The organism is Pseudomonas sp. JC1203, assembly GCF_056175065.1.
Genome location: NZ_JBWCAM010000015.1, coordinates 54382 through 75364 on the forward strand (window position 1 = coordinate 54382; position 20983 = coordinate 75364).

The 20983-nt window shown below is 64.1% G+C and carries 20 protein-coding genes; 12 read left to right on the plus strand and 8 right to left on the minus strand.

What is annotated here, in order from left to right; all coding sequences use genetic code 11:
* Positions 1-120 precede the first annotated feature (120 nt).
* A complete protein-coding gene (gene ppsA, locus AC0SZ7_RS21395) occupies positions 121-2496 on the minus strand; it encodes a phosphoenolpyruvate synthase (RefSeq protein WP_455925057.1) in 2376 nt (791 codons plus the stop codon).
* A gap of 179 nt (positions 2497-2675) precedes the next feature.
* On the opposite strand from ppsA, the gene ppsR reads away from it, so the two are divergent.
* The 6 genes from ppsR (at position 2676) to AC0SZ7_RS21425 (ending at position 8982) form a co-directional block, all read left to right on the plus strand.
* Complete coding sequence (gene ppsR, locus AC0SZ7_RS21400; protein WP_475506249.1) at positions 2676-3494, plus strand: posphoenolpyruvate synthetase regulatory kinase/phosphorylase PpsR; 819 nt, start codon at positions 2676-2678, stop codon at positions 3492-3494.
* An 88-nt stretch (positions 3495-3582) separates the two neighbouring features.
* Positions 3583-4116 (plus strand): retropepsin-like aspartic peptidase RloA, encoded by a 534-nt coding sequence (rloA, locus tag AC0SZ7_RS21405; RefSeq protein WP_475506250.1) that lies wholly within the window; start codon positions 3583-3585, stop codon positions 4114-4116.
* Between the two features lie 5 nt (positions 4117-4121).
* Positions 4122-5654 (plus strand): osmotic stress tolerance membrane protein RloB, encoded by a 1533-nt coding sequence (rloB, locus tag AC0SZ7_RS21410; protein ID WP_475506251.1) that lies wholly within the window; start codon positions 4122-4124, stop codon positions 5652-5654.
* Positions 5655-6638 carry an alpha-L-glutamate ligase-like protein gene (locus AC0SZ7_RS21415; RefSeq protein WP_475506252.1) on the plus strand — a complete coding sequence of 328 codons (984 nt, stop codon included), beginning with the start codon at positions 5655-5657 and terminating at the stop codon, positions 6636-6638. It begins immediately after the preceding gene.
* A 130-nt stretch (positions 6639-6768) separates the two neighbouring features.
* Positions 6769-8112 carry an aminodeoxychorismate synthase component I gene (gene pabB, locus AC0SZ7_RS21420; protein WP_475506253.1) on the plus strand — a complete coding sequence of 448 codons (1344 nt, stop codon included), beginning with the start codon at positions 6769-6771 and terminating at the stop codon, positions 8110-8112.
* Positions 8113-8247: 135 nt separating this feature from the next.
* Positions 8248-8982, plus strand: a complete 735-nt coding sequence (locus AC0SZ7_RS21425; protein ID WP_475506254.1) for a phosphoadenylyl-sulfate reductase — start codon at positions 8248-8250, stop codon at positions 8980-8982.
* A 54-nt stretch (positions 8983-9036) separates the two neighbouring features.
* On the opposite strand, the gene cysB is transcribed toward AC0SZ7_RS21425, so the two are convergent.
* The 3 genes from cysB to AC0SZ7_RS21440 all read right to left on the minus strand — a co-directional run bounded on the left by cysB (position 9037) and on the right by AC0SZ7_RS21440 (position 11112).
* Positions 9037-10011, minus strand: coding sequence for an HTH-type transcriptional regulator CysB (gene cysB / locus AC0SZ7_RS21430; protein WP_475506255.1), 975 nt, complete (start codon positions 10009-10011; stop codon positions 9037-9039).
* Positions 10012-10130: 119 nt separating this feature from the next.
* On the minus strand, positions 10131-10631 hold the full coding sequence (locus AC0SZ7_RS21435) for a universal stress protein (protein ID WP_475506256.1): 501 nt from the start codon (positions 10629-10631) through the stop codon (positions 10131-10133).
* Positions 10632-10725: 94 nt separating this feature from the next.
* Positions 10726-11112 (minus strand): YbbN family protein, encoded by a 387-nt coding sequence (locus tag AC0SZ7_RS21440; protein WP_475506257.1) that lies wholly within the window; start codon positions 11110-11112, stop codon positions 10726-10728.
* Here AC0SZ7_RS21440 and AC0SZ7_RS21445 point away from each other — a divergent pair.
* Positions 11111-11542, plus strand: a complete 432-nt coding sequence (locus AC0SZ7_RS21445) for a PilZ domain-containing protein (RefSeq protein ID WP_475506258.1) — start codon at positions 11111-11113, stop codon at positions 11540-11542. The two genes, AC0SZ7_RS21440 and AC0SZ7_RS21445, sit on opposite strands and share 2 nt — an antisense overlap.
* Before the next feature lie 147 nt (positions 11543-11689).
* Positions 11690-12766: a 3-deoxy-7-phosphoheptulonate synthase gene (locus AC0SZ7_RS21450; protein ID WP_475506259.1), complete on the plus strand. Its 1077-nt coding sequence runs from the start codon at positions 11690-11692 to the stop codon at positions 12764-12766.
* 69 nt (positions 12767-12835) lie between these two features.
* Here AC0SZ7_RS21450 and AC0SZ7_RS21455 read toward each other — a convergent pair whose 3' ends face one another.
* Positions 12836-13117, minus strand: a complete 282-nt coding sequence (locus tag AC0SZ7_RS21455; RefSeq protein WP_416423306.1) for a GNAT family N-acetyltransferase — start codon at positions 13115-13117, stop codon at positions 12836-12838.
* 587 nt (positions 13118-13704) lie between these two features.
* On the opposite strand from AC0SZ7_RS21455, the gene oprI reads away from it, so the two are divergent.
* Positions 13705-13956 (plus strand): outer membrane lipoprotei OprI, encoded by a 252-nt coding sequence (gene oprI, locus AC0SZ7_RS21460; RefSeq protein WP_008372139.1) that lies wholly within the window; start codon positions 13705-13707, stop codon positions 13954-13956.
* Positions 13957-14545: 589 nt separating this feature from the next.
* On the opposite strand, the gene AC0SZ7_RS21465 is transcribed toward oprI, so the two are convergent.
* The 3 genes from AC0SZ7_RS21465 to AC0SZ7_RS21475 all read right to left on the minus strand — a co-directional run bounded on the left by AC0SZ7_RS21465 (position 14546) and on the right by AC0SZ7_RS21475 (position 16606).
* The gene (locus tag AC0SZ7_RS21465; protein WP_475506260.1) at positions 14546-15556 is read right to left on the minus strand and encodes a L,D-transpeptidase family protein; all 1011 of its coding nucleotides are present in this window, start codon (positions 15554-15556) and stop codon (positions 14546-14548) included.
* Positions 15557-15655: 99 nt separating this feature from the next.
* A complete protein-coding gene (locus AC0SZ7_RS21470) occupies positions 15656-15943 on the minus strand; it encodes a hypothetical protein (RefSeq protein ID WP_475506261.1) in 288 nt (95 codons plus the stop codon).
* A 57-nt stretch (positions 15944-16000) separates the two neighbouring features.
* The gene (locus AC0SZ7_RS21475; RefSeq protein ID WP_475506262.1) at positions 16001-16606 is read right to left on the minus strand and encodes an arylesterase; all 606 of its coding nucleotides are present in this window, start codon (positions 16604-16606) and stop codon (positions 16001-16003) included.
* A gap of 10 nt (positions 16607-16616) precedes the next feature.
* On the opposite strand from AC0SZ7_RS21475, the gene AC0SZ7_RS21480 reads away from it, so the two are divergent.
* From AC0SZ7_RS21480 to AC0SZ7_RS21490, 3 genes are all read left to right on the plus strand, one after another.
* Positions 16617-17300 carry an ABC transporter ATP-binding protein gene (locus AC0SZ7_RS21480; RefSeq protein ID WP_475506263.1) on the plus strand — a complete coding sequence of 228 codons (684 nt, stop codon included), beginning with the start codon at positions 16617-16619 and terminating at the stop codon, positions 17298-17300.
* 4 nt (positions 17301-17304) lie between these two features.
* A complete protein-coding gene (locus AC0SZ7_RS21485; RefSeq protein ID WP_475506264.1) occupies positions 17305-19809 on the plus strand; it encodes an ABC transporter permease in 2505 nt (834 codons plus the stop codon).
* Between the two features lie 88 nt (positions 19810-19897).
* A complete protein-coding gene (locus AC0SZ7_RS21490) occupies positions 19898-20941 on the plus strand; it encodes a Gfo/Idh/MocA family protein (protein ID WP_475506265.1) in 1044 nt (347 codons plus the stop codon).
* Positions 20942-20983: the final 42 nt, after the last annotated feature.

Below are 20983 nucleotides of genomic sequence, written 5' to 3' on the forward strand. Positions count from 1 at the left end.
TAACGGGTAGAAAAAAACCGCGGGGGGGGGGGGGTTGCCTGCTATATTTAAACCCAAAACCGCGCGCGGGCACCCCAGCTCCCACAGAATGGGGCGCCCGCTGGGACGCCCCTTGCAGCGTTACGCGGCGCCTTGGCCCTCGGCCAGGAAGAACCAGGTTTCCAGCACGGAGTCCGGGTTCAGCGACACGCTTTCAATGCCCTGTTCCATCAGCCATTTGGCCAGGTCAGGGTGGTCCGATGGCCCCTGGCCGCAGATACCGATGTACTTGCCGGCCTTGTTGCAGGCGGCAATGGCGCTGGCCAGCAGCTTCTTGACCGCCGGGTTACGCTCATCGAACAGGTGCGCGATGATACCCGAGTCGCGGTCCAGGCCCAGCGCCAGCTGGGTCATGTCGTTCGAACCGATGGAGAAACCGTCGAAGAATTCCAGGAATTCGTCGGCCATCAGTGCGTTGGACGGCAGTTCGCACATCATGATCACGCGCAAGCCGTTGACACCACGGCCCAGGCCGTTCTCGGCCAGCAGGTCGACCACCTGGCTCGCCTCGCCCAGGGTGCGCACGAACGGCACCATGATCTCGACGTTGGTCAGGCCCATGTCATTGCGCACGCGCTTGAGGGCGCGGCATTCGAGCTCGAAGCACTCACGGAACGACTCGCTGATGTAGCGCGAAGCGCCACGGAAGCCCAGCATCGGGTTTTCTTCTTCCGGCTCGTACAGTTTGCCGCCGATCAGGTTGGCGTATTCGTTGGACTTGAAGTCCGACAGGCGCACGATGACCTTTTTCGGCCAGAACGCTGCGGCCAGGGTGCTGATGCCTTCCACCAGCTTGTCGACGTAGAAGTCCACCGGGGCGCTGTAGCCGGCGATGCGCTTGTCGACGCTGTCCTTGATGTCGGCCGGCAGGCCGTCATAGTTCAGCAGCGCCTTGGGGTGCACGCCTATCATGCGGTTGATGATGAATTCCAGGCGCGCCAGGCCGACACCGGCGTTGGGCAGCTGGGCGAAGTCGAAGGCGCGGTCGGGGTTGCCGACGTTCATCATGATCTTGAACGGCAGCTCGGGCATGGCGTCCACCGAGTTCTTCTTGATGTCGAAGCCCAGTTCGCCCTCGAAGATGTAGCCGGTGTCGCCTTCGGCACAGGAAACGGTCACGCCCTGGCCATCGACCAGCAGCTGGGTGGCGTTGCCGCAACCCACTACCGCCGGAATGCCCAACTCGCGGGCAATGATGGCCGCGTGGCAGGTACGGCCACCGCGGTTGGTGACAATGGCGCTGGCGCGCTTCATCACCGGTTCCCAGTCCGGGTCGGTCATGTCGGAGACCAGCACGTCGCCGGGCTGGACCTTGTCCATCTCGGAGACGTCCTTGATGATGCGCACGCGGCCGGCGCCGATGCGCTGGCCGATGGCACGGCCTTCCACCAGCACGGTGCCCTTCTCTTTCAGCAGGTAGCGCTCCATGACGTTGGCCTGGGAGCGGCTTTTCACGGTTTCCGGACGGGCCTGCACGATGTACAGCTTGCCGTCGTCACCGTCCTGGGCCCATTCGATGTCCATCGGGCACTGGTAGTGCTTCTCGATGATCATGGCCTGCTTGGCCAGCTCGCTGACCTGCGCGTCGGTGAGGCAAAAGCGCGCGCGGTCGGCCTTGTCGACGTCGACGGTCTGCACCGACTTGCCGGCCTTGGCCTCGGCGCCGTAGATCATCTTGATGGCCTTGCTGCCCAGGTTGCGGCGCAAAATGGCCGGGCGGCCGGCTTCCAGGGTGTGCTTGTGCACGTAGAATTCGTCGGGGTTCACTGCCCCCTGCACCACGGTTTCACCCAGGCCGTAGGCGCCGGTGATGAACACCACGTCGCGGAAGCCCGATTCGGTGTCCAGAGTGAACATCACGCCGGCGGTGCCGGTTTCCGAACGCACCATGCGCTGCACGCCAGCCGACAGGGCCACCAGCTTGTGGTCGAAGCCCTGGTGCACGCGGTAGGAAATGGCGCGGTCGTTGAACAGCGAGGCAAACACTTCCTTGGCCGCGCGGATGACGTTTTCCACGCCGCGGATGTTCAGGAAGGTCTCCTGCTGGCCGGCGAACGAGGCGTCGGGCAGGTCTTCGGCGGTAGCGGAGGAGCGCACGGCCACGGCGATGTCCGGGTTGCCCTTGGACAGTTCGGCGAAGTGGGTGCGGATCTCGGCGTTCAGTTGCTCGGGGAACTCGGCTTCCATGATCCACTGGCGGATCTGCGCGCCGGTCTTGGCCAGGGCATTCACGTCATCCACGTCCAGGGCGTCGAGCGCCGCATGGATCTGAGCGTTCAGGCCGCTCTGTTCGAGAAAATCGCGGTATGCCTGAGCCGTAGTGGCAAAGCCACCGGGTACCGATACGCCGGCACCGGCAAGGTTGCTGATCATCTCGCCAAGGGATGCGTTCTTGCCCCCCACATGCTCAACATCGTGTTTGCCGAGCTTATCGAGGGAAACTACGTACTCTACCAAGGTGATCTCTCCACTAACTGTGTTGGAAAAGCTCAGGACCCGTACAGCTCCCAAACGGGAGGGTGCCGAGTGTTTATGGCCTGGACCCGGAAAATAAGTGAGAATGCCGGGCAATCAAGGCCGGCAAATCCGGCCTATCATATCCAAGAATCGTCACCAGCTTAAGGCCCAAGGCGCAAATGAAACGATCTGCTTTCTTTATCTCCGACGGCACGGGTATCACCGCCGAAACGCTGGGGCAGAGCCTGCTGGCTCAATTTGAGAACATTACGTTCAACAAGTTCACGCGCCCCTACATCGACAGCGTCGACAAAGCCCGGACGATGGTCAAGCAGATAAACGATTCAGCCGAGCGCGACGGCGTGCGACCGATCATTTTCGATACCATCGTCAACCAGGAAATCCGCGAGGTGCTGGCCACCTCCAACGGCTTCATGATCGACATCTTCTCCACCTTCCTGGCCCCGCTGGAGCAGGAACTGAGCGCTCATTCGTCCTATTCGGTGGGCAAATCCCACTCCATCGGGCACAACTCCAACTACATGGAGCGCATCGAGGCGGTGAATTTTGCCCTGGACAACGACGACGGCGCCCGCACGCACTACTACGACAAGGCTGACTTGATTCTGGTCGGTGTTTCGCGTTGCGGCAAGACACCAACGTGCCTGTACATGGCAATGCAGTTCGGTATTCGCGCAGCCAACTACCCGCTGACCGAGGACGACATGGAGCGCCTGCAGCTGCCGGCCGCCCTCAAGGCCCACCAGCACAAGCTGTTCGGCCTGACCATCGACCCCGACCGGCTGACCGCCATCCGCCATGAACGCAAGCCCAACAGCCGCTATTCGAGCTTCGCCCAATGCGAATTCGAGGTGCGCGAGGTGGAAAACCTGTTCCGCCGCGAAAACATCCCCAATATCAATTCAACACATTTCTCGGTGGAGGAGATTTCCGCCAAGATCCTCGTGGAGAAAGGCGTGGAACGCCGTTTCAAATAACCCTGACACCGCACCCCGTTCGCTGGCGCCATGAAACCATCATGCTAGAATGCGCCGCCCGCGCCGTGGGTGCTGATTTCCGGGAACCATGACCATCAAGCCTCTGCACCGCCTGATCTGCCTGCTGTTCGTCCCAGGCCTTGCCACGGCCGCCGAAAAGACCACCTACGGCCTCAACGAATACGCACGCCTGGACGATATCGACCTGCAGGTGGCCGCCAAGCTCGACACCGGCGCCAAGACCGCCTCGCTCAGTGCCCGCGACATCAAGCGCTTCAAGCGCAACGGCGAGTCCTGGGTGCGCTTCTACCTGGCCATCGACTCGGCCCACAGCCACCCCATCGAACGCCCCCTGGCGCGCGTCAGCCATATCAAGCGCCGTGCCGGCGACTACGACGCCGACGCCGGCCAGCACTACACCGCCCGCCCGGTCATTACCCTGGCCGTGTGCATGGGCACTGAAGAACGCGACATCGAAGTCAACCTCACCGACCGCAGCGCGTTCCAGTACCCGCTACTGATCGGCAGCGACGCACTCACGCATTTCAGTGCGCTGGTCGACCCCAGTCTAAAATATGCGGCCGGCAAACCTGCCTGTCGCAACGCTCATACCGCAGAGTAATCCCGATGCGTTCGCTTACCCTCCATCTGAAAGTCCTCATCGGCGTCCTGGTCACCCTGGGCCTGGCGATCACGGCTTATCAGATATTCGTGCTCGGCATTCCCATGACCGAGGACGAGACCGACGACCTGTGGAACATCGACGCCAAGGTCGAGTTCGTCGCGAGCCCCAAGGACCCGGTCAAGATCCAGATGTTCGTGCCACCGCTGACCCGCGACTACGTGAGCCTGAACGAAAGCTTCATCTCCAATAACTACGGGGTGAACGTCAACCGCATCGACGGCAACCGCAAGGTCACCTGGTCGGCGCGCCGCGCCAGTGGCAACCAGACCCTGTACTACCGCCTGGTGCTGACCAAGCGCTACAGCAGTGAAAAACCCAAGATCAAGGGCCCGACCTTCCGCGACAGCATGACCATCGACGGCCCGGAGAAAATCGCCGCCGAAGCCCTGCTGGCGCCGATTCGCCAGCATTCGGCCGACGTCGAGACCTTCGTCAGCGAGACCATCAAGCGCGTCAACAACCTGGCCGACGACAACGTCAAGCTGCTGCTGGCGGGCGACCCGTCCACGGCGCACAAGGCCAGCATCGTCGACCTGCTGCTGTCCATTGCCCACGTACCCATGGAAAAGGTCCACACCATCCGCCTGGTGGCCGACCAGCCGCAGGCGCCTGAGTTGTGGCTGCGCAGCTTCAACGGCAGCCAGTGGCTGTACTTCAACCCCGACACCGGCGAGCAGGGCCTGCCCGCCGACCGGCTGCTGTGGTGGACCGGCGATGAAAACCTGATCAGCGTGGAAGGCGGCAAGAAGGCCATGGTGACCTTCACCCTCAACAACAGCGAGATGAACGCCATCCGCCTGGCGAAGCTGACCGACGCCAACACTGACGCCGACTTCCTTGAATACTCGCTGTACAGCCTGCCGCTGCAGACCCAGCAGACCTTCATGATCATGGTGATGATCCCCATCGGCGTGCTGGTGATACTGATCCTGCGCAACCTGATCGGCCTGCAGACCCTGGGCACGTTCACCCCGGTGCTGATCGCCCTGGCGTTCCGCGAGACCCAGCTGGGCTTCGGCATTGCGCTGTTCACGGTGATCACCGCGCTGGGGCTGTCGTTGCGCTCCTACCTTGAACACCTGAAGCTGCAGATGCTGCCGCGGCTGTCGGTGGTGCTGACCTTCGTGGTGGTGCTGATCGCCGCCATCAGCCTGTTCAGCCACAAGTTGGGCCTGGAACGCGGCCTGTCGGTGGCGCTGTTCCCGATGGTGATCCTGACCATGACCATCGAGCGTCTGTCCATTACCTGGGAAGAACGCGGGGGCAGTCACGCCATGAAAGTGGCAGTAGGCACGCTGTTCGCCGCCTCCCTGGCGCACCTGCTGATGACCGTGCCGCAGTTGGTGTACTTCGTGTTCACCTTCCCGGCCATCCTGCTGATCATGGTCGGCTTCATGCTGGCCATGGGGCGCTACCGGGGCTACCGCCTGACCGAGCTGTTGCGCTTCAAGGCCTTCGTCAAGGCGGACTCCTGAATGTTCGGCCTGGTCAAGACGTGGAAAGCCCTGCAGGCGCGCGGCATCATGGGCATCAACCGGCGTAACGCCGACTACGTGCTGAAGTACAACAAGCGCAGCCTGTACCCAATCGTCGATGACAAGATCATCACCAAGGAACGGGCCATCGCCGCCGGCATCCACGTGCCGGAGATGTACGGGGTGATTTCCACCGAAAAGGAGATCAGCCAACTACCGGCCATCATCGGCGGGCGCAGCGACTTCGTCATCAAGCCGGCCCAGGGCGCCGGCGGCGACGGCATCCTGGTGGTGGCCGACCGCTTCGAGGACCGCTACCGCACGGTGTCGGGGCGCATCATCAGCCACGATGAAATCGAGCACCAGATTTCCAGCATCCTCACCGGCCTGTACTCCCTGGGCGGCCACCGCGACCGCGCGCTGATCGAATACCGGGTCACCCCCGACCAGATCTTCCGCAGCATCAGCTACGAGGGCGTGCCCGACATCCGCATCATCGTGCTGATGGGCTACCCGGTGATGGCCATGCTGCGCCTGCCCACGCGCCAGTCCAATGGCAAGGCCAACCTGCACCAGGGCGCCATCGGCGTGGGCGTGGACCTGGCCACCGGCGTGACCCTGCGCGGCACCTGGCTGAACAGCATCATCAGCAAGCACCCCGACACCACCAACGCGGTGGACGGCGTGCAACTGCCCAACTGGGACGGTTTCATGAAACTGGCTGCAGGCTGCTATGAGCTGTGCGGCCTGGGCTACATTGGCGTGGACATGGTACTGGACCAGGAAAAGGGCCCGTTGATCCTGGAGCTCAACGCCCGCCCCGGGCTGAACATCCAGATCGCCAACGACTGCGGGCTGACACACCGCACCGAGGCGGTGGAGGCGCGCCTGGCGGAACTGGCCGCCGAAGGGCTGACGGAAAGCGCCGAGCAGCGGGTGCGGTTTACCCAGGGGTTGTTCGGGCACGTGCCGACACCCGCCTGAGACTTGTGGGAGCTGGCTTGCCGACAACAGCTCGCTGGCAAGCCAGCTCCCACATGGCAGCGGCTACAAAGTTTGCCTCCACAGGTCTACAATCGCCCCCCTCGCTTTTCGATGGTGTTTCACCGCCCGCATGCCTACCTGCTCCGTCGTACCCCTGCCCTACAGCCCCGACCCCGGCGCCTGGTTCGCCGCCATCCGTCACGCCCCCGGTGCCATCCTGCTGGACAGCGCCAAGCCGGCCGCCGAGCGCGGGCGCTTCGACATCCTCAGCGCCTGGCCGCTGGAAACCCTGCGCGCGCTGCCCGATGAAAGCGGCGACGCCTACCTGCAACGCCTGCGCGCCGCCCTCGGCCGCCTGGGCCCGGCGCAGCTGCCGCAAGGCCTGGACCTGCCGTTCGCCGGCGGCCTGATCGGCTACCTGAGCTACGATTTCGGCCGGCGCCTGGAGCACCTGCCCAGCCTGGCCGTGGACGACCTGCAACTGCCCGACGCCCACCTGGGCCTGTACGCCTGGGCGCTGATCAGCGACCACCAGCTGCGCACCAGCCAGCTGATGTTCCACCCAACCCTGGGCACCGACGAGCGCCAGCGCCTGAGCGCGCTGTTCAGCCAGCCGGCCAGCGGCGAGGCCGGCCCGTTCAAGCTGGACGCGCCCATGCGCCCCGACCTTGCCCCCGAGCAATACCGCCAGGCGTTCGAACGCATCCAGGCTTATATCGCCGCCGGCGACTGCTACCAGGTGAACCAGACCCAGCGCTTCCGCGCCCCCTGCCATGGCGACCCGTGGGCCGCCTACCGCGCCTTGCGCCAGGCCTGCCCGACGCCGTTTTCCGGCTTCCTGGCAATGGAAGACGGCAGCGCCATCCTCAGCCTGTCGCCAGAGCGCTTCGTGCAGGTCTGTGATGGCCACGTCGAGACCCGCCCCATCAAGGGCACCCGCCAGCGCGACGCCGACCCCGAGCGTGATGCCGCCAACGGCCGCGAGTTGCTGGCCAGCCTGAAGGACCGCGCGGAAAACCTGATGATCGTCGACCTGCTGCGCAACGACCTGGGCCGCACCTGCAAGATCGGCTCGGTGCGCGTGCCCGAGCTGTTCGCCCTGGAAAGCTACCCCAACGTGCACCATATGGTCAGCGCCGTGGTGGGCGAGCTGGCCGCCGGCAAGGACTGCCTCGACCTGCTGGCTGGCAGCTTCCCGGGCGGCTCGATCACCGGCGCACCGAAGATCCGCTCGATGCAGATCATCGACGAGCTGGAGCCCACCCGCCGCGCGCTGTACTGCGGTTCGCTGCTGTACCTGGACGTACGCGGGCACATGGACAGCTCCATCGCCATCCGCAGCCTGCTGGTGAAGGACGGCCAGGTGAGCTGCTGGGGCGGCGGCGCGATCGTGGCGGATTCCGATTGGGAGTCCGAGTACGCCGAATCAGTGTTCAAGGTCAGGGTGCTGATGGATACCCTCGCCGCCTTGTAAATGTGGGAGCTGGCTTGCCAGCGAGCTTTTCAGCCCCATGAAAAACTCGCTGGCAAGCCAGCTCCCACAGGGACTTTTTGTTACCATCGGACACAAATGAGCGCCCAAGCGCCGAATGAACTAGGAAGCCGCCTGATGAGCCTGAACCTCGACGTCGCCGAACTCGCCGCGACTTATGCCAACAAGTCCCCACAGGACATCCTGAAGCTTGCCTTCGAGCACTTCGGCGACGAGCTGTGGATTTCCTTCAGCGGCGCCGAAGACGTGGTGCTGGTGGACATGGCGTGGAAGCTGAACAAGAACGTCAAGGTGTTCAGCCTGGACACCGGCCGCCTGCACCCGGAAACCTACCGGTTCATCGACCAGGTGCGCGAGCATTACAACATCGCCATCGAGCTGGTGTCCCCCGACCACACCCGGCTTGAGCCGTTCGTGAAGGAAAAGGGCCTGTTCAGCTTCTACAAGGACGGCCACGGCGAGTGCTGCGGCATTCGCAAGATCGAACCGCTGCGCCGCAAGCTGTCCACCGTCAAGGCCTGGGCCACCGGCCAGCGCCGCGACCAGAGCCCAGGCACCCGCAGCCAGGTGGCGGTGATGGAAATCGACGGCGCGTTCTCCACGCCCGAGCGCCCGCTGTACAAATTCAACCCGCTGGCGCAGATGAGCAGCGAGGAAGTCTGGGGCTATATCCGCATGCTCGAACTGCCGTACAACAGCCTGCACGAACGCGGCTTCATCAGCATCGGCTGCGAGCCCTGCACCCGCCCCGTGCTGCCCAACCAGCACGAACGCGAAGGCCGCTGGTGGTGGGAAGAAGCCACGCAGAAGGAATGCGGGTTGCACGCAGGCAACCTGATCCAGAAAGCCTGAACACAAAAAAACCGGCCAGATTGGCCGGTTTTTTTATGCCCTGCGGGCGGAAAATCAATGCACCGGCAGCTCTACGCCGTCGAACAGTTCTTCCAGTTCCTGCTTGTTGTGGCACTGGATGGCCTTGGCCATCACCTCACGGGTCAGGTGCGGGGCGAACTTCTCGATGAAGTCGCACATGAAGCCACGCAGGAATGTGCCACGGCGGAAGCCGATCTTGGTGACGCTGGCTTCGAACAGGTGGTCAGCGTCCAGCATGACCAGGTCGCTGTCGAGCTTGGCGTCCACCGCCATCTTGGCGACGATGCCCACGCCCAGGCCCAGGCGCACGTAAGTCTTGATCACGTCGGCGTCGGCCGCGGTGAACACCACCTTGGGGGTCAGGCCGCGGTGGCTGAAGGCCTCGTCCAGTTTGGAACGGCCGGTAAAGCCGAACACGTAGGTGACGATTGGGTATTCGGCCAGCACTTCCAGGGTCAGCTTCGGCAGTTTGGTCAGCGGGTGGCCCTGCGGCACCACCACGCAACGGTTCCAGCGGTAGCACGGCATCATGATCAGGTCGCCGAACAGTTCGAGGGCCTCGGTGGCGATGGCGAAATCGACGGTGCCGTCAGCGGCCATCTCGGCGATCTGCATGGGCGAGCCCTGATGCATGTGCAAGGCCACGTCCGGGTACTGCTTGATGAAGTTGCTGATCACCGGCGGCAGCGCGTAGCGCGCCTGGGTGTGGGTGGTGGCGATGGACAGGGTGCCCTTCTTCTCGTTGGAGAACTCCTGGGCGATCTGCTTGATGCTTTCCACCTTGCGCAGGATCTCGCCGGCGGTGGTGATGATGCGCTCACCGGCCGGGGTCACCCGGGTCAGGTGCTTGCCGCTGCGGGCGAAGACTTCAACGCCCAGCTCGTCTTCGAGCAAGCGGATCTGCTTGCTGATGCCGGGCTGGGAGGTATAGAGACTTTGTGCTGTCGCGGAGACGTTGAGGTCGTGGTGCGCTACTTCCCAGATGTAGCGCAATTGTTGAAGCTTCATATGTATCCCTCAAAGCAGATAAACGCCAACAGCGACGAGTTATAACTATATTAATGGTCTGGGTAATAAATCTAGAACTTTTTATCAAAATTTGTACGCGAGTGCACCTTGAACCGCGCCTACGCCTTGCGTCGGCCCAGCTGCTGGGACAGCGGCACCATGTAAACCGGCACCGGCGACAGCTGCAGCACCCGCGCCGCAGTGCGCCCCAGGGGTATGTCGGCACCGGCGCCATGGCTGTGGCTACCGACGATCAGCAGGTCCACTGCCAGGCGCTGGGCCTGGTCGAGAATGACCTGGGCCGGGTCGCCCTGGCGCACGCGCACGGCGGTAATCAGGGCCAGGTCCTGCTGGCCTTCCCCCAACTCTTCGCGAAAGCCGTCGAGCACCTTGTGCTCGATGCCGGCCATCATGGTGCTCAGGCCCTCGCTGTGCAGTTCGTTGAGGGTAGGCTCGTCCAGGTAGCTCTGCAAAACCGACTCGGCGAACAGCCCCATGGGTTCCACGGCATGAATCACGTAGAGCTCGGCCTTGAAGGTACGCGCCAGGGCCAGCGCGTGTTGCATCACGTAGGGGGCATACAGCCCCAGGTCAGTGGCATACAGCATCGAACGGATCATGTGATCTCCTCGACTGCCAAAACGGCAGAGCTTGCACAAGCTTAGCAGCGCTGCCCACAGTCCGACGCTCCGCTCATAACCTGAATGCCACCCCTCAGGGCAGCTCGTCGGGCGCGCGCAGCAAGGCCTCGCGCACGCGCAGGTCTATCTCGCCGGCCAGCAACCGGGCGTTCAACGCACCGTGGAACTGGCCGTCGTGGACGACAAAGATTGCAGGCAGGTGAAAGACCTCGTACCTTTGCACCGCCCCGAAGTTGTCGCCGGCATCAATCCAGCACAGGCGGTCCACTGCCAGCGGCAGGCGCGGCAGTTCACGGCGCGCCACGCGGCAACTGGCACAGCCGGCGCCGGTGAAAATCAGCAGCGATGTTCCGGGCGCATCCAGCAATGCATGATCTATAGTCAAATCAGTCAGTTCCAGTTCCTGCAACGCGTTGCAGGCATCTTCGTCAACCAGCTGACACTCGGAGCCAGTGTTCATGGGTCGTTTTCTTCCTCATCCTTTCGATGTAGCCGTAGAGTTGAACCTGTGCCACCGCCCTGCCCTTTCCGCCCGCCGCCTGCACGTGATCAGCCTGGGCGGCGTAGCCTGCCAGCATCACCGCGCCTACCGCGCCGGCACCGCCGTCGACCTGAGCATGCCCACCCTGAACAACGGCCTGCGCTACCCCGGTTACGTGGCCTGGTGCCGCAAACAGCCTGCAGGCTACCTGATCGGCGTGGCCTTTACCGATGAACAGACGCTGTTTGGCGCACGCATGGGCGAGCAGGTCTGCCAGATCCAGCAGTACTGCGAAATACAATCACCGTTTTCCGCCAGCGTGGAAAGCATCGATGCCCTGGCACGGCAATGGGTGGAGCGGCACGCCGCGGAATTTTCCCAGGCCAGCCTCAGCGACACCTCGTATTAAATTCGTTACGCATTTACACCGCGCCCCATTGTCGCAGCCCCTGCGTTCGCGCTAAGGTTCCGATCCCCGCTGCGCCCAAAATAAGCTGTGCTCCGCCGCGCGGGGGGATCGCTGGCGGCCGGCACCCGTGACCTGACGAGTAACACGATGGCTGATTTACCGATCGACGACCTCAACGTCGCCTCCAATGACACCCTGATCACCCCCGACCAGCTCAAGCGGGACATCCCCCTGAGCCCGGCCGCGCTGAAGACCGTGACCCAGGGTCGCCAGGTTGTCCGCGACATTCTCGATGGCAAGGACCACCGCCTGTTCGTGGTCATCGGCCCCTGCTCGATCCACGACATCAAGGCCGCCCACGAATACGCCGCGCGCCTCAAGGCCCTGGCCGCCGAAGTCAGCGACACCCTGTACCTGGTGATGCGCGTGTACTTCGAGAAGCCGCGCACCACCGTCGGCTGGAAGGGCCTGATCAACGACCCGTACCTGGACGACTCGTTCAAGATCCAGGATGGCCTGCACATTGGCCGCCAGCTGCTGCTGGACCTGGCCGAAATGGGCCTGCCGACCGCCACCGAGGCCCTCGACCCGATCTCGCCGCAGTACCTTCAGGACCTGATCAGCTGGTCGGCCATCGGCGCGCGCACCACCGAATCCCAGACCCACCGCGAAATGGCCTCGGGCCTGTCCTCGGCCGTGGGCTTCAAGAACGGCACCGACGGCGGCCTGACCGTGGCCATCAACGCCCTGCAGTCGGTGTCCAGCCCGCACCGGTTCCTGGGCATCAACCAGGAAGGTGGCGTGTCCATCGTCACCACCAAGGGCAACGCCTACGGCCACGTGGTGCTGCGCGGCGGCAACGGCAAGCCCAACTATGATTCGGTCAGCGTCGCCCTGTGCGAGCAGGCCCTGAACAAGGCTGCCATCCGCCCCAACATCATGGTCGACTGCAGCCACGCCAACTCCAACAAGGACCCGGCCCTGCAGCCGCTGGTGATGGAGAACGTCGCCAACCAGATCGTCGAGGGCAACAATTCGATCATCGGCCTGATGGTGGAAAGCCACTTGAACTGGGGCGCCCAGGCCATTCCCAAGGACCTGGCCGAACTGCAATACGGCGTGTCCATCACCGATGCCTGCATCGACTGGGCCAGCACCGAAACCACCCTGCGCAACATGCACGCCAAGCTCAAGGACGTGCTGCCAAAACGCGCTCGCGGGTAACGTCCACGCACACGAAAACGCCGGGGCATGCCCCGGCGTTTGCTTGTCTGCCTGTTGGCCGACGTGTGTTCAGGTCTTGGCGGCGTGCCGCTGGTGACGTTCCATGTAGCGCTCGACGTACGAGCACGATGGAATCACGGTGTAGCCCATGCGGTCGGCATAGGCCAGTGCCTGTTCGGTAAGGGCCGCGGCAATGCCACGGCCGCGCAGCGCGTTGGGCACGAAGGTACGGTAGATATCCAGGGTCTGCTTACCCAGGTCCATATAGGTCAGGTAGGCACGATGACCGTCCACATTGGTCTCGAATTGATGACCAGCCTGGTCATGGTGGATGGACAACGCCTCGCTCATCACAACTCCTCGCGGGTCTTGTATGTGACCCTTACCTTACCGATGTTTTTCCGGCGAAGGAACCTCTACGCCACCCCGTGCCTGTTTCGACACCGAGACGAGCTTTGTCGTTCTCTATTCAAAGGAGCACGTTGCTCAATAGTAGGCGCCGTTGCCACCGACACTCAAGACACTCGCCCGGCCCCGCGCAGCAATTGCGTGACCGAACATCTGAAGGCAGCCGCGACTGAACATTGCCGAATGTTAAACCTTTGACGACTGCCGACACTTCAAGTCACTACTAGTTCAGTAAAAAACACTTTAGCAGGCTTTACCAAACACACCGGGATGCTTTGCCAAGGTTAAATAATGGCCATTGCAAAGGTGATCTGGGTCACACCCTGTCATCGCCCTGAAGCCTTTTCCAGAGTGGCCGCTGGAAGCTGTACCCTGGCTGTCGCCGCTACAAGACAAGGGCATGCGAGAATTTTTTTTGCTTCTTGCTTTAGGTCATTTTACTTACTACAAGTAATGGGTACTATGTACGCCGGCTATTTTCTCACTCACGAGAGATGGCTTTAATTAGAAAGTCCTTGAAGGGGATCACGATGAACAACGTTCTGAAATTCTCTGCTCTGGCTCTGGCCGCCGTCCTGGCTACCGGTTGCAGCAGCGCCTCCAAAGAAACCGAAGCTCGCCTGACCGCTACCGAAGATGCTTCGGCTCGCGCTCAAGCTCGTGCTGACGAAGCTTATCGCAAAGCTGACGAAGCTCTGGCTGCTGCCCAGAAAGCTCAACAGACTGCTGACGAAGCCAACGAGCGCGCTCTGCGCATGCTGGACAAGGCAAGCCGTAAGTAATAGTCCCTCGGGATTGTTGCAAGGCCAGCCCACCTTTGGTGGGCTGGCTTTTTTTATGGGTGTTGTTCGCCTCCCCCTTTTGGACAACACCGATCCGACACTGAGAAAACAAGGCGGGCCCCGGAGATTGCACTGGCACGGCACGCTCGAAACAAACTGTAGGAGCGGGCCGAGCGCCGCGCGGGCGGCGCGCGGTCTCATGGACGCAAAATCGATACAGGCTGGCACCTGATAGCGTCACCACAATTTCACGACATGCACCCAAGGACTCCTCGATCCTGACGCACGTCAATCGCGATAGGGTCAAGAACCTCCGCGTCGATATCGCGTCATGGCAGCCAAGTGCCAGTCGATGTTTATTCTGCGCATGCAAAACCGCGCGGCGCCCGCGCGGCGCTTCGCGGGCTCGGCCCGCTCCTACCGGTTTGTTTCCAGCGTGCCATTCCAGTGCTATCTCCCGGGACCGCCTTGTTCGCCCGGCGGCGGACCTTTGTCGACCCAGCGCGTTTTTATGCTCTGTCGTGTGTCCCACAAAAAAAAGGGAGAGCCCGCATCAGCGGCCTCCCCCTTTTTTGATGCCTACTGGCAATCAATCCATCTTCTGCACCGGCACCTGCGGCGCAGGCGTCACCGGCGCCGTGGAGATGATGGAGTCATTGGCAGACCCCGCCACGCCCGGCGCGGCAATTTCCACCGGCATGCCGTCTTCGGCCGCCACCACGTCACGCACGGTATCCCAGTTCATCTGCATGTTGGTGCCGTTGAGATCCGGGCGGTTGAGCATCGCGTTGATGACCGCAGTGTGCTTGTCCACCGCCGACGGGTCGCCCTTGGCGTCCAGTGGGGTGTGCGCCTCGATGTAGATCTTGCCGGCGCTGACACCAAACTTGTACGGCTCGTTGATGATGCGCACCGGCGTGCCCACCGGCACCATTTTCGACAATTCAAGCACGTTGAAGTTGTACATGCGGAAACAGCCGTGGCTGGTGCGCATGCCGATGCCGAATTTCTTGTTCGAACCGTGAATCAGGTAACCCGGGATACCCAGGGTGAACTTGAACGGGCCCAGGGGGTTGTCCGGGCCGGCCGGCACCACGTTCGGCAGCGGGTCGCCGTCAGCGGCGTGCTCGGCCTTGATCGACGCGGGCGGAGTCCAGGTCGGGTTGGGGATCTTGCCGGTGATCTTGGTCTGCGAGATCGGCGAACCCCAGCCCTCGCGGCCAATGCCGATCGGGTAGGTGTAGACGACGTTCTCACCCTTGGGGAAGTAGTACATGCGGTATTCAGGCAGGTTGATCACGATGCCTTCACGCTTGCCCGGCGGCAGGATGAAGCGCGTGGGCAGCACGATCTCGGTGCCGGCGCCCGGCAGCCAGGCGTCGACGCCAGGGTTGGCGGCGATCATTTCCAGGTAGCCCAGGTCGTTGGCTTCACCCAGGTCGGCAAAGGTGTCTTCGTACTTGGCCTTGATCACCTGGACCTGACCGACGATGTCCTGGCCAGGCGGCGGCAGGGGGAATTCCAGTGCCGCAGCGGGACCGGCGGCGATGGCAGCGGTCAGGGCCAGGCAACGGGTGACGACGGAAAAGCGCGGCAACATCCGAGGATCCTTTGCAAAACGAGAGGGATAATCGGTCGATTGTACACCGACGCCCCGCTTACCGGGAGGCCTGTGGGCGGCCAGCGGATGAACAGAAAATCAGTTGGCCAGTTCCGGCCACACCGGCCGGGTGCCCTTTTTCTGCGCCTGCAGGATGGCCTTGCACAACGGGCACAGGCGCCGGTCGCGGAAAATCGACGCGGCCACCCCTGACCAGCGTGGCTGGGCCGGCAACAGCGTGCCGCACAACGTACGGTCGGCGGAGCCCCCCAGCTCTAGCTGGCGGGCGATCAGGTGCACACGAATTTCCTGGCACGCGAACAGATCGAGCTGCTCATCGGGCTCGATAAGTTGGTACGCAAACAGGGACCAGGCGGGACGCGGCATTGGGGGCTCCAGATCGGGGGGCGCCACATTAGCCGAAACGCGGTTGCTAGAAAAGCGTCAAAGCAGCGGTTTTAGCTGCGGCCAGACATTTTCCAGCAACTTGCCCTGAGCATTCACCGCCGGATGGATGCCATCGGCCTGCATCAGCGCCGGCACCCCGCCCACCCCTTCAAGGAAAAACGGCACCAACGCCACCTGTTTCTGCGTGGCCAGGTCGCCATACACCCGGGCGAAGGCAGTGGTGTAGCGCACGCCATAATTGGGCGGCAGCTGCATGCCCAGCAACAGCACCTTGGCACCGGCCGCGCGGGCGCCATCGATCATCGCTGACAGGTTTTGTTGCAATTGCGCTGGAGGGTGACCCTGCAAGCCATCGTTGCCGCCCAGCTCCAGAATCACCACGTCCGGCTTGTGCGCCGAAAGCAGCGCCGGCAGCCGCGCCTGGCCGCCTGCCGAGGTGTCGCCAGAGATGGAGGCATTCACCACCTCATCCTTGAAACCCTCGTGCTCAAGCCGTTGTCGCAGTAACGACACCCACCCTTTGCTGGTATCCAGGCCCAAACCGGCGCTGATACTATCGCCCACGACCAGCACGGTACCCGCCGCTGCGTTCTGCGCCAGCACCATCAGCGCCAGGCCAGCACTCAACCACAACATTCGCATCGGATTCTCCATGGGCATCAGCATCCTCAAAGCTCAGAACCTTAGCAAAGTGGTTCCCAGCGCGGAAGGCGACCTGACCATCCTTCACGAACTGTCGCTGGATTTGCACAAGGGCGACAGCCTGGCCATCGTCGGCGCCTCGGGCTCGGGCAAATCGACCCTGCTGGGGCTGCTGGCCGGCCTTGACCTGCCCAGCGCCGGCAATGTCACCCTGGCGGGGCGCGACCTCAGCCAGCTTGACGAAGACCAGCGCGCCCGGGTACGCGCCGAACACGTGGGCTTCGTGTTCCAGTCGTTCCAACTGCTGGACAGCCTCAATGCCCTCGAAAACGTGATGCTGCCGCTGGAGCTGGACGGCCGCCACGACGCCCGCGATACCGCTCGCAGCTTGCTTGAACGGGTAGGCCTGGGCCAGCGCCTCAGCCATTCACCGCGGCAGTTGTCCGGCGGCGAACAGCAACGCGTGGCCATCGCCCGCGCCTTCGCCGCCGAGCCGGACGTGCTGTTCGCCGACGAGCCCACCGGCAACCTCGACAGCCACACCGGCGAGCGCATCAGCGACTTGTTGTTCGAGCTGAACAAGGAACGCGGCACCACGCTTGTGCTGGTCACCCACGATGAACGCCTGGCGCACCGTTGCCGGCGCCTTATCCGCCTTGATGCCGGCCGCCTGGTCGGCCCCCTGGAGCCTTGACCCGATGGCTGGATTGCCACTCACGCGCCTGCTCACCCTGTCGGTCCGCCAGCTGCTGCGCGATGCACGCGCCGGTGAACTGCGGGTGCTGTTCTTCGCCCTGCTGGTGGCCGTGGCCGCCAGCACCGCCATCGGCTATTTCGGCGCGCGGCTGAACGCTGCCATGCTGCTGCGCGCCACCGAGTTCCTCGGTGCCGACCTGGTGCTGCAAGGCACCACGCCGCCGCGCCCGGAACAGTTGCGCCTGGGCCGCGAGCAGGGGCTGGCGCATGCGCGAGTGGTGGAGTTCGCCAGCGTGGTGGCCACCGACAACGGCATCCAGCTGTCGAGCATCAAGGCGGTTGACGACAACTACCCCCTGCGCGGCGAGCTGAAAAGCGCCGCCCAACCCTACGGCGAGGAAACCGCAGGCGGGCGCCCCGGCCCAGGCGAAGCCTGGGTAGAGTCGCGGCTGCTGGCGGCGCTGAACCTGAAGATCGGCGACAGCATCGACGTCGGCAGCAAAACCCTGCGCCTGGCGCGGGTGCTTACCTACGAGCCCGACCGCGCCGGCAACTTCTACAGCCTGACCCCGCGGGTGATGATCAACGAGGCTGACCTTGCCGCCACCGGGGTGATCCAGCCCGGCAGCCGGGTGACCTTCCGCGACCTGTGGCGCGGCAAACCCATTGCTCTCGCCGCCTACGCACAAACCGTGCACGCGGGCCTGGCGCCCAACCAACGCCTGCAGGATGCCCGCGATGGCAACCAGCAGATCGGCGGCGCGCTGAGCAAGGCCGAGCGCTACCTGAACATGGCCAGCCTGGTGGCGGTGCTGTTGTCCGGGGTGGCCGTGGCGCTGTCGGCCAGCCGCTTTGCCAGCCGCCGTTTCGACGCCAGCGCCCTGCTGCGCTGCCTGGGCCTGTCGCGGCGCGAGGTGCTGCTGTCGTTCTGCATTCAACTGAGCGTACTGGGGCTGCTGGCCTGTATCAGCGGCGCCTTGCTGGGCTGGCTGGCGCAGCTGGGCCTGTTCAGGCTGCTGCAGGGCCTGCTGCCCAGCACGGTGCCGGGCGGTGGCGCCCTGCCCGCCCTGGCAGGTATCGGCACCGGGTTGGTGGCGCTGGCCGGTTTCGCCCTGCCGCCACTGGCCGCACTGGGCCGCGTGCCGCCCCTGCGCGTGTTGCGCCGCGACCTGCTGCCGGTGCCAGCCAGTACGTGGCTGGTGTATGGCCTGGCCATCCTGGCGCTGGGCCTGATCATGTGGCGCCTGAGCCTGGACCTGCTGCTGACCTTCGCCCTGCTGGCCGGCGGGCTGCTGGCGGCGCTGGTGCTGGGCGGCGTGTTGCTGCTGGCGCTGCAGAGCCTGCGGCGGCTGCTGGCCGGTGCGCCGCTGGCGTGGCGCCTGGGCCTGGGCCAATTGCTGCGCCACCCGCTGGCCGCCGCCGGGCAGTCCCTGGCGTTCGGCCTGATTCTGCTGTCCATGGCACTGATTGCCCTGTTGCGCGGCGAGCTGCTGGACACCTGGCAGAACCAGCTGCCGAAGAACGCCCCCAATTATTTCGCGCTGAACATCCTGCCCAGTGACAAGGACAATTTCGCCCAACGCCTGGCCAGCTACTCGGCCAAGTCGGCGCCGCTGTACCCGGTGATTCCGGGGCGCCTGACTGCGGTCAACGGCGAGCCGGTACGCCAACTGGTCACCCGCGAGTCACGCGGCGACCAGGCCACCGAGCGTGACCTGAGCCTGACCTGGTCGGCCGAGGTGCCCACCGGCAACAGCCTGACGGCCGGCCAATGGTGGGGCCCGACACCGGACCCGGCCAACCCCGGGGTTTCGGTGGAAGCCAAGCTGGCGGACAGCCTCAAGCTGAAGCTGGGCGACACCCTTACCTTCAACATCGGCGGCAGCGAGCGCCAGGCTCGCGTCACCAGCCTGCGCGAGGTGCACTGGGACAGCTTCCAACCCAACTTCTACATGATCTTCCAACCCGGCACTCTCACGGACCTGCCTACCACCTATCTCACCAGCTTCTACCTCGCCCCCGGCCATGACCAGCAGGTGGTGGAGCTGGCGCGGGCATTCCCGGCGGTGACGCTGCTGCAGGTGGAGGCGTTGCTGGAGCAGCTGCGCAGCATCCTCGCGCAAGTGACCCTGGCGGTGGAGTACGTGTTGCTGTTCGTGCTGGCGGCGGGCATGGCGGTGCTGTTCTCCGGCCTGCAGGCCACCCTCGATGAACGCATTCGCCAAGGCGCGCTGCTGCGCGCGCTGGGGGCCGAGCGGCGCCTGCTGGTGAAGGCACGGCGCATCGAGTTCGGCCTGCTGGGCGCCGCCAGTGGCCTGCTGGCGGCCCTGGGCACCGAGCTGATCAGCCTGGCGCTGTACCGGCTGGCGTTCAACCTGCAGTGGCATTTCCACCCCTGGCTGCTGGTACTGCCGCTGGTAGGGGCATTGCTGATTGGCGGCGCCGGTGTGTTCGGCACCCGCCGCGCCTTGAATGCCAGCCCGCTGGCGGTGCTGCGCGACACCTGATTGCGGTTGAACGGTTGCATGGAGGGTTTTTTGGAACTAGATTCCAGAACCCCCCTGCAGCCAAGAACAACAATCAGGAAACACGCGCATGCCATCTCCCCTCCGCGTCGCCCTCATCGGCGCCGGCGCCATGGGCCGTCAACACGCCCAGTACTTGCAACAATTGCCCGAGACCCAACTGGTGGCGGTCGCCGACCCCTTTACCCGCCAGCTGGCCGATGATTTCGACGTGCCCAGCTACCCGCACCACCAGGCAATGCTCGACAGCGTTCGCCCTGATGCAGTGATCATCGCCAACCCCAACGACCTGCACGTGCCCACCGCCATCGACTGCCTGGAAGCCGGCATCGCCACGCTGCTGGAGAAGCCGGTGGCCTGTTCGCTGGAGCAGGCGCGGCTGCTGGTGGCGGCCGAACGCCGCACCGGCGTGCCGCTGCTGATTGGCCATCACCGGCGCCACAACCCGATCATCACCCGCGCCCGGCAGATCATCGAGAGCGGCGCACTGGGCCGGCTGACCACGGTGACCGGGCTGTGGCAGACGCGCAAGGACGACGCCTACTTCGACGTTGGCTGGCGCCGCGAGCCCGGTGCCGGGGTGCTGTTGATCAACCTGATCCATGACCTCGACCTGATGCGTTACCTGTGCGGCGAAGTCAGCGAGGTGCAGGCCATCACCAGCCACCTGGCCCGCGACCTGCCGGTGGAAGACAGCGCGGCGCTGTTGTTGCAGTTCGCCAACGGCGCGCTGGGCACCCTCACCGGCTCCGACGCCACCGCCGCGCCCTGGGGCTGGGACCAGAACGCCGGCGAGAACCCGGCGGTGTTCGCCCAGCAACCCGAGCAGCCCTGCCTGCTGCTGGCCGGCACGGAAGGCTCGCTGAGCCTGCCGCAACTCAAACTGTGGCAGTACGGCGACGCCCGGGGCTGGCACTCGCCGCTGCTGTGCCGGCAAGAGCAGGCCGACAACAGCCTGGCCATGCACAACCAGCTGCGCCACCTGGTGCAGGTAGCGCGCCGAGCGTGCGCGCCGCTGGTCACCGCAGCCGACGCCGCACGCACCCTGGCGCTGGTGCAGGCGGCGCAACGGGCCGCCAGCGAAGGCCGGACCATGGCGCCAGCCGCGCTGTAGCGATAACCGGGGCAAGCAGGCAGAATGGCATTCCAACCCTCA

Bases quoted from the DNA above. Each gene is read 5' to 3' on its own strand.
- ppsR (WP_475506249.1), top strand. From the start codon at position 2,676: ATGAAACGATCTGCTTTCTTTATCTCCGACGGCACGGGTATCACCGCC.
- rloA (WP_475506250.1), top strand. From the start codon at position 3,583: ATGACCATCAAGCCTCTGCACCGCCTGATCTGCCTGCTGTTCGTCCCA.
- rloB (WP_475506251.1), top strand. From the start codon at position 4,122: ATGCGTTCGCTTACCCTCCATCTGAAAGTCCTCATCGGCGTCCTGGTC.
- AC0SZ7_RS21415 (WP_475506252.1), top strand. From the start codon at position 5,655: ATGTTCGGCCTGGTCAAGACGTGGAAAGCCCTGCAGGCGCGCGGCATC.
- pabB (WP_475506253.1), top strand. From the start codon at position 6,769: ATGCCTACCTGCTCCGTCGTACCCCTGCCCTACAGCCCCGACCCCGGC.
- AC0SZ7_RS21425 (WP_475506254.1), top strand. From the start codon at position 8,248: ATGAGCCTGAACCTCGACGTCGCCGAACTCGCCGCGACTTATGCCAAC.
- cysB (WP_475506255.1), bottom strand. From the start codon at position 10,011: ATGAAGCTTCAACAATTGCGCTACATCTGGGAAGTAGCGCACCACGAC.
- AC0SZ7_RS21435 (WP_475506256.1), bottom strand. From the start codon at position 10,631: ATGATCCGTTCGATGCTGTATGCCACTGACCTGGGGCTGTATGCCCCC.
- AC0SZ7_RS21445 (WP_475506258.1), top strand. From the start codon at position 11,111: ATGGGTCGTTTTCTTCCTCATCCTTTCGATGTAGCCGTAGAGTTGAAC.
- AC0SZ7_RS21440 (WP_475506257.1), bottom strand. From the start codon at position 11,112: ATGAACACTGGCTCCGAGTGTCAGCTGGTTGACGAAGATGCCTGCAAC.
- AC0SZ7_RS21450 (WP_475506259.1), top strand. From the start codon at position 11,690: ATGGCTGATTTACCGATCGACGACCTCAACGTCGCCTCCAATGACACC.
- AC0SZ7_RS21455 (WP_416423306.1), bottom strand. From the start codon at position 13,117: ATGAGCGAGGCGTTGTCCATCCACCATGACCAGGCTGGTCATCAATTC.
- oprI (WP_008372139.1), top strand. From the start codon at position 13,705: ATGAACAACGTTCTGAAATTCTCTGCTCTGGCTCTGGCCGCCGTCCTG.
- AC0SZ7_RS21465 (WP_475506260.1), bottom strand. From the start codon at position 15,556: ATGTTGCCGCGCTTTTCCGTCGTCACCCGTTGCCTGGCCCTGACCGCT.
- AC0SZ7_RS21470 (WP_475506261.1), bottom strand. From the start codon at position 15,943: ATGCCGCGTCCCGCCTGGTCCCTGTTTGCGTACCAACTTATCGAGCCC.
- AC0SZ7_RS21475 (WP_475506262.1), bottom strand. From the start codon at position 16,606: ATGCGAATGTTGTGGTTGAGTGCTGGCCTGGCGCTGATGGTGCTGGCG.
- AC0SZ7_RS21480 (WP_475506263.1), top strand. From the start codon at position 16,617: ATGGGCATCAGCATCCTCAAAGCTCAGAACCTTAGCAAAGTGGTTCCC.
- AC0SZ7_RS21485 (WP_475506264.1), top strand. From the start codon at position 17,305: ATGGCTGGATTGCCACTCACGCGCCTGCTCACCCTGTCGGTCCGCCAG.
- AC0SZ7_RS21490 (WP_475506265.1), top strand. From the start codon at position 19,898: ATGCCATCTCCCCTCCGCGTCGCCCTCATCGGCGCCGGCGCCATGGGC.